This window comes from Shewanella sp. SG41-4 (genome assembly GCF_014164505.1).
Taxonomy (GTDB): Bacteria; Pseudomonadota; Gammaproteobacteria; order Enterobacterales; family Shewanellaceae; genus Shewanella.
On sequence record NZ_JACJFI010000199.1, the window covers coordinates 1 to 8213 of the forward strand.

5 protein-coding genes are annotated in these 8213 nt (G+C 41.9%); 4 read left to right on the forward strand and 1 reads right to left on the reverse strand.

All coding sequences use genetic code 11. The features are described 5' to 3' along the window. Window positions 1-284: 284 nt before the first annotated feature. Window positions 285-1499: a beta-ketoacyl-ACP synthase I gene (gene fabB / locus H5202_RS15700; RefSeq protein ID WP_182772906.1), complete on the reverse strand. Its 1215-nt coding sequence runs from the start codon at window positions 1497-1499 to the stop codon at window positions 285-287. 132 nt (window positions 1500-1631) lie between these two features. On the opposite strand from fabB, the gene mnmC reads away from it, so the two are divergent. From mnmC to H5202_RS15720, 4 genes are all read left to right on the forward strand, one after another. Continuing rightward, window positions 1632-3725, forward strand: coding sequence for an FAD-dependent 5-carboxymethylaminomethyl-2-thiouridine(34) oxidoreductase MnmC (gene mnmC, locus H5202_RS15705; protein WP_259397342.1), 2094 nt, complete (start codon window positions 1632-1634; stop codon window positions 3723-3725). 267 nt (window positions 3726-3992) lie between these two features. After that, the gene (locus H5202_RS15710) at window positions 3993-4646 is read left to right on the forward strand and encodes a transglutaminase-like cysteine peptidase (RefSeq protein WP_336244803.1); all 654 of its coding nucleotides are present in this window, start codon (window positions 3993-3995) and stop codon (window positions 4644-4646) included. 27 nt (window positions 4647-4673) lie between these two features. Then, a complete protein-coding gene (locus tag H5202_RS15715; RefSeq protein ID WP_182772904.1) occupies window positions 4674-6764 on the forward strand; it encodes a bifunctional diguanylate cyclase/phosphodiesterase in 2091 nt (696 codons plus the stop codon). Next, window positions 6764-7153, forward strand: a complete 390-nt coding sequence (locus tag H5202_RS15720) for a hypothetical protein (RefSeq protein WP_182772905.1) — start codon at window positions 6764-6766, stop codon at window positions 7151-7153. The genes H5202_RS15715 and H5202_RS15720 overlap by 1 nt, the downstream gene beginning before the upstream one ends. The last annotated feature ends 1060 nt before the right edge of the window (window positions 7154-8213 follow it).

The window sequence follows — 8213 nt, forward strand, 5'->3', positions numbered from 1 at the left end:
GAAGTAGTAGTGGATGATATCGAAATGAAGTAGTAGTGGATGTTATCGAAATGAAGTAGTAGTGGGCGTTAATTAAATGACGTGCGAGTGGGTTCCTAATGCCTTGTGGTAGCGATCCTTACTTCACAGCCCGTCATCCTCGAATGCTTTTATCCCAGCTCAGAAACGCTACTGTGAGGGGTATAGCATTTTTGCCTTTGCTCTTTTTAAAGCAACAAAAAAGCCAGCATAGTCACCCAAGCTGGCTTTTAAATCATTCGCGGGGTTAACCCACTAATAACGTTTTACGCTTTATATTTACGCATTACTAACGTTGCGTTAGTACCACCAAAACCAAAGCTATTGCTCATGATGGTGGTTAATTCTGCTTTGCGCATTTCACGAACTACTGGCATGCCAGCGGCTTTTTCATCTAGGTTGTCAATGTTAATGCTTGGAGCAATAAAACTGTCTTCCATCATGATTAAGCTGTAAATCGCTTCATGAACACCCGCAGCACCTAAAGCATGACCAGTCATTGATTTAGTTGATGCGATTGGAGGCATGTTATCGCCAAACACTTCGCGCAATGCTTCAAGTTCACGCATGTCACCTACAGGAGTAGAAGTACCATGAGTATTGATGTAATCAACTGGCGTATCAACATCAGCTAATGCCATCTGCATACAACGTACGGCACCTTCTCCAGACGGAGCAACCATGTCGTAGCCATCAGATGTGGCACCATAACCAACAATCTCAGCATAGATTTTCGCGCCACGTGCTAAGGCATGTTCTAATTCTTCAACAACAACAATTCCGCCGCCGCCAGAAATAACAAAACCATCACGATCTGCATCATAAGTACGTGACGCTTTTTCAGGCGTGTCATTGTACTTAGTCGATAGTGCGCCCATAGCATCAAAGCCCATGGTAAGTGTCCAATCGACTTCTTCAGCACCACCAGCAAACACCATATCTTGCTTACCCATTTGGATAAGTTCAACGGCATGACCAATACAATGAGCTGAAGTGGCACAAGCTGAACTGATTGAATAGCTCGTCCCTTTAATTTTAAATGGTGTCGCCAAGCAAGCACTTGCAGTACTAGACATAATACGAGGCACTATATAAGGGCCTACTCGCTTAACACCTTTTTCACGAAGTGTATCAGCAGCCTGAACTTGGTTTTTTGAAGAAGCGCCACCCGTACCAGCAATCAACCCGACACGAAAATTAGAATATTGCTCTTCAGTTAAATTAGCATCAGCAATCGCTTCCTGCATAGCAATGTAAGCATATGCAGCAGCATCGCCCATAAAGCGTAGAGCTTTACGATCGATATGGTCAGCTGGGTTCATTTTAATGTCACCCCAAACTTTGCTACGTAATTGCATTTCTTCAAACTGTGCCGAGTGAGTAATACCGCTACGACCCGCTTTAAGTGACTCAGTCACTTCTAGCTTGTTATTACCGATACTTGAAACAACACCCATTCCGGTGATCACGACTCTTTTCATTTTTATGCTATCCATTTGGTACATGTCGGTACTTAATTGCGGCAATCATAGCTGCTTTGTTGCAATTAAGTGGTCAGCTTTCCATAAACGCAGGTAAAATAATGCCAAGTTATCGGCCCTGAGTAAAATATTTTGAATAAAACACCTTTAAAATCTGTATTCCCAAATTTACACGAATTACATAGTTGTGAATTACTGGGCAACAACGTCAATCAAAATAGCCGATATTTCCACATTGTTAAGCAGTATATCGCCGAAGTATTGCAAAGCAGTGACGATAAAATAGTAGCCACAAATACTCAACCACATTTGTTAACCCTAGGCCAACTAGGTTTTGGCGATGGCCACGAAATACTATTGCTACTGGCAGCCTTACAACAGGCTAACCTGCAAAACCCTTTAAAACAGCAACAAACTCGAATTCACATCAGTGTATTTGAACAAAACCCGATAAACCGTAAGCAACTAGAACAAAAATGGCAACAACAAGGGCTACTTGATTCAGACCATTATTTATTCGATTTTGCCAAAGCATTACTCAATAGTGAAATTGCAGCCATCGAAGGTTGCCAACGGCTGGGTTTACTTCAAAACCAATTTATCATTGACCTGTATCAAGGTTCGCCACTAGCGCAAGCCAAAACTATTGCCACGCCTAATAAACAGAGGATAACACATTGGTTTGCCCTACCCCATACGAGCCAAGAGGTTCATTCGGATCATTATTTTAATCAAGCTTCACTTTGGCAATATGGTCGGCTAAGTGTTGATAATGTGACATTTTTAGCGGCTAGCACCAATGACGACGATATCGCCCCTATTATCAAAAAGCAACTAGCACTATGCGGTTTTTTATCAACCACATTGTCCAAATCCAATGATGACATTGCCATCGCAGAACGTAACGCACTAAGACAACAACTACAGCAGCAATTTGCTTACAACCCGTTGCCAACGTTACATTCTAATAACAACAGCCCTATCGCTATTATAGGCGGAGGTATCGCTTCTGCAAGTCTTGCTTTGTCTCTGGCCGAGCGCGGCAAAGATGTGATTATTTATTGCAAAGATGACACATTAGGACAAGGCGCATCTGGTAACAAACAAGGTGCCATTTATCCCCTACTTACCCCAGAAAATGGCTCGTTAAGTCAATTTTTTCAACAAGCTTTTCTATACAGTCGACGCAGAATTCAGGCATTAGTTGATAATGGTTATGATATCGGCCATCAGTGGTGCGGTGTATTACATACTGGGTTCGATCAACGCAGCCAAACAAGACTGGATAAAATAATTAATGGTCAAGCGTGGCCAAGTGAAATCGCTTTTGCGGTAAATCCAAACCAAGCCACACAACTTGCTAGCGTCGAGATTGATAAATCTGGATTTTATTACCCTCTGGGAGGCTGGGCTTGTCCGTTTGAATTCGCACAAGCAAGCATTACCAAAGCACAAACGTTAACCAAAGTTCGCGTTATCTATAATAGCGACATAAGCTCACTTGAATCACACTCATCCGGCTGGCAACTGTTTAGTGCCGGTGATAATAGCCCTATCGCAACACACCAACAGGTCGTCATCGCCTCTGGCGCTCAACTCACCCAATATAAGCAAACAACAAGCCTGCAAATCACCGGTTTTAGAGGTCAAGTTAGCCATGTACCATCGCAAGGTGAACTGGCACAGCTTAATACTGTTATCTGCGCTAATGGTTATTTAACGCCACAACATAAGCAATTGCATTGCGTTGGGGCAAGTTATGTAAAAGACCCACAGCATCTTGATTTCTGCCCGATAGAGCAGCATGAAAACAGCCTTAAAATGCAACAAAGCTTTCCTAATTCAAACTGGCCTAACGATATTGATGTTTCAAACAATGATGCCAGAGTCGGCGTAAGGATGGTCAGTCGCGATCATTTCCCGGTAATGGGTTGTGCGCCTGATGTTGAAGCGTTGTTTACACGTTATGCAGTTCAACAGCAATCGAAAGACAAACCCAGTCTATGGCAACGTTATTGGCAAACCACACCTGCACCAATTTATGACGGTTTATATGTGTTAGGAGGACTCGGTTCTCGCGGCCTAAGCTCAGGCCCACTGGTCGCAGAATGCTTAGCAGCAAACCTATGCGGCGAATTGTCACCATTAAGCTTAGAGTTACAAGCACTACTCAGTCCCAACAGAATGTGGATGCGTAAACTGCTTAAAGGCAAGGCGTTGATGTGAAAGAAAATATGTAAAACGGTGACAAGCGATGTAAAACAAGAGATAGAGCGATAACAAAAAAGATTAAAATGATAGCAAGCGATGAAAATTTAAAAAAACATTTAAGCTATATCCCCGATAAAACGTTCGAGGATAACGGAAATGGACATTAAAAATGACGGAAATGAGCCATTGAGGGGGCGGTGGTAGATATTTGAGCCTGTAAAATTATTACAGTGTTATTATTAACTATCATTTGCAGTGATATTTGCGTATTAGACTCGTTTTGTGTTGCATAGATATCGCAACTGGCTTGTTTTGCCATTGGTGTTTTCTGCTGTGTGTATTGCCAATATCACTGACAGTTTATTTACCGCTGATTTATTTAAGCAAATTGAGCAGCGTTATGGTTCGGACCGTGTAGAAGACTTTAGCGACTGGCGCGACACTATTAATGAAGGCATTACGCTAACGGATTACGACAGGCTACATTTAGCCAATCAGTTTGCTAATCGGCGGATACGTTTTGTGAGTGATAGTGATCATTGGCATAAAAGTGACTATTGGGCTGCACCGCTTGAATCATTAGGCACTAAAGGTGGCGATTGTGAAGACTTTGCCATATTTAAGTATTTTACCTTAAAAGCCATGGGCGTTGATGAAAGCAAAATGCGCTTGATGTATGTGCGTGCGTTATTAATTAACGAGCCGCACATGGTATTGATTTATTTTGAAAACCCAAAGGCGATGCCTTTGGTATTAGATAATTTAAAAACCAAAATTTTACCCGCTAATCAACGCCGTGATTTAAAGCCTGTTTATTCTTTTAATGGTCAAGGGTTATGGTTGGCAAAAGCACAGGGGTTAGGCAGTACTAAACCCACTAGTGGCGGCACAAAAAGTTGGACTGATTTAGTCACTCGAATTGAAAATGGCGAGTAATCGTTACAAAAGGAACTGGAGCAATAAATGTTTACAAAAGGAATGTCTTTGCGACTTCAGCTGTACTTACTAATAGGTTTTTTATCTATTTTTAGCTTTGGTGCTGCGTTGTATAATAACGTGTCAAACATGCGAGGTTATCTAAACGAGCAGTTGGCGTCTCATGCACAAGGGGCTGCGCATAGTTTAGGATTATCTATATCACCTTATATGGATGAAGAAGGTTTGGTGATTGCCGAGACCATGACCAATGCTATTTTTGACTCGGGTTATTATCAACACATTATATTTACCGATCTTGACGGTAAAGTGTTATTTGAGCGTACTAATCCTCAAGGTAATTTTGCGGTACCGCAATGGTTTATGAGTTGGTTTACACTGCACCCTCCGGTAATGACCAGTGAGGTGAGTGACGGCTGGCGTATTGCAGGTAAGTTAGAGGTGCAGTCGCATGCTGGTACCTCCTATAAAAGCTTATGGGATCACGCGGTAAACAACTTAAGCTCTTCACTATTTCAACTTGTTATTGCACTGTTATGTGCTTACTTTATTTTAAAAGCGGTATTAACCCCATTAAGCAGTATTGAAAAACAAGCTGAGTCGGTTATTCAAAAGCGCTTTGAGCTTAATCCTATTAAGCCTTTTACCTCTGAGTTACGCACATTAGTTAATGCGATTAATCGCATGATTGAGAATATTCAACGGTCTTTTAACGAGCAAACTAAGTTAGCAGAAGAGTTATCGCGTGAGGTTTATATTGACTCGCATACTGGATTGCCTAATCGCAGAGCATTATTGAAACAGTTTGAGTCTATTCAGGCTGAATATGAAATGCATGGTAATCGGTTTTATTTAGGTTTGTTGTCGATGACCTCTTTAAAACAGGTGAATGACGATGATGGTTATGGCAGTGGTGATGACTATATTTTATCTGGCGCACAACTTTTTAGTAAACAGATGAATAGCTTATCTGAGGCGACTTTATACCGTATCTCGGGTTCTGAGTTTGCGTTTTTAAGCTTACTGACTGAGGATGCAGCTAAAGAAATTGATCAGCAAATAGCAGCCAGTATTTTGATTGAAAGCTCGTCGCGCTATAGTAACGGCTTTGCAAAACATAGCCTCACCCGCGTGAACTATCAAGAAGACTTTGCTGACGTGGTTATGCGTTTAGATAACCAGCTAGTGCAAAATCAGTATGCCGATAATCTCAAGGGATTGGTTTCTGCTAAGGGAATGCAAAAGAATCATTCACGTGAAGAATGGGTTGGTATTTTGACTCAGTTCACGCAGTATTTTAAAGACGAAATCAACCATTCTCGTAGTAAAGATTTTGCGATCAAATGTATTCCGTTAGATAAAATATTCGATTTAATGTTGCAACCGGTAGTGGATGAAAATCAGACCATTTTGTATGTTGAATCATTTGTACGATTTAAAATAGCGGGTGAAACATTATCGACTTTAGATGTGTTTGCCATGGCAGAAAGACTGGGCGTGCTGCAAGACCTTGAACAAGCTGTTGTGTGTTTTATTTTTTATAAACTTCAACATATTGAACACACGCGTGTGGCGATTAATATTAGTAATCGTGCGCTGCATAATCCGGTATTTACCGATTGGTTATTTGATTTATACCAAAAATTGCATAAATCGCTTCCACCACTTTTGTATGAATTTAACGAGTCTGGCGCGATGCTTTCGCTTGAATCGACAGAGAAATTTATAAGCCGAGCGAAACAATTGGATATTGATATTGCCATTGAACGTTTTGGTTCAAGTTTAAGTTCGTTTTGCTATATCAGAAACTTAAACATTGATTATATTAAAATTGATCCTAGTTATGTACGTGATATTGCTCAAGCTGATACACGCTTCTTTGTCCAAACGGTGATTCAAATTTGTCATGGTATTGGTATTAAAATCATCGCTCCACAAGTAGAGTCAGCGGTTATAGGTGAGCATTTTTCACTGATGAACATTGATGGCTTACAAGGTAATGGATTATATGCTGTGCGAAATTTCAGTACAATCATCCCGGCTAACGCAACAAGTAAATGGATCAGTGCATTGCAGTTGAACTACTTTAGTAATTCACCACTTCACGAGGCAGAATAGTGCGCAAAAATAAATTAACCTTGTTATTAGTTTCAGTATTATTGACAGCGGGCATGTCTGCCGGTGCTATAGCTGAAGAAACGTTAACAGCTAGTACTCAGAATGCACCAGTATCGGAAGCTGCTACACAATTAGCTAATACGTTTATTGCTGCAAATGGCGATGAAGCACTGATTATCGAAGCGATTCAAGCTGCTGTTGCTGCAGGTATGACTCCTGATGATATTTTAGCGGTTGCGATTGCTAACGGTATTGACCCAGCAATTGTTGCTGCACACCTTGAAGAATTACAAACTGCTGCAGGCGGCGCATTTGGTGCTGCACCCGCTCCAGGTGGCCCAGGCTTCGGCGGCGGCTCAGGCGGCGGTGGTACAATATCTGGTAACTAATCGTATACTTGCTTGTTGAAGAATAATGAAAGCCCATTAAATTGGGCTTTTTTGTGGGTGTTTGTCAGCCGTCATCCTTGAATGCATTTATCAGGGATTCAGGTGTTTTTCTATAGCCCGTCATCCTCGAATGCTTTAATCCCGGCTCAGAAACACTACCGGGACGGATCCAGGTGTTTTTCTATAGCCCGTCATCCTCGAATTTTTTTATCGGGGATCCAGGTGTTTCATTTGATTTTTACTTTCAAGCTTAAAAACAACACCTGGATTCCGGCTCAAAAGCATTACCGGAATGACGTAGTTTGGGGGAGCATTAGTTATATGACGAGTGGGTGGATTGCCGTTATGGCGAAATAGCGCGCATTACTTCCCCCCGCACGTCATCCTCGAATGCTTTAATCCCGGCTCAGAAACACTACCGGGACGGATCCAGGTGTTGTCTTGGATTATTGTGGCTTTAAAAGCATTAACACCTGGATTCCGGCTCAAAAACATTACCGGAATGACGTAGTTTGGGTGTGCATTACTTGAATATCGAATTACTTGTATAGCGAAATAGTGAGTATTACTTCCCCCCGCACGTCATCCTCGAATGCTTTAATCGGGGATCCAGGTGTTGCTTTAAAGGCACGTCATCCTCGAGATCTCTTATCCCGGCTCAGAAACACTACCGGGACGGATCCAGGTGTTGCCTTGGATTATTGTGGTTTTAAAGCATTAACACCTGGATTCCGGCTCAAAAGCATTACCGGAATGACGTAGTTTGGGGGAGCATTAGTTATATGACGAGAGGGTGGGTCCATATATGACGAGTGGGTGTGCATTACTTTGCCCTCGCCCGTCATCCTCGAGATCTCTTATCCCGGCTCAGAAACACTACCGGGACGGATCCAGGTGTTTCATTTGATTTTTACTTTCAAGCTTAAAAACAACACCTGGATTCCGGCTCAAAAGCATTACCGGAATAATGAGATGGACCCACCCTTCTAATCGGCTTCATAGTGAGCCATGATAAGTTTGTACACTTTATCAACAAAGGGCGGGTCCGAATATGAAGATT

Coding starts and splice junctions, on each gene's coding strand:
- fabB (WP_182772906.1), bottom strand. CDS start 1,499: ATGAAAAGAGTCGTGATCACCGGAATGGGTGTTGTTTCAAGTATCGGT.
- H5202_RS15715 (WP_182772904.1), top strand. CDS start 4,674: ATGTTTACAAAAGGAATGTCTTTGCGACTTCAGCTGTACTTACTAATA.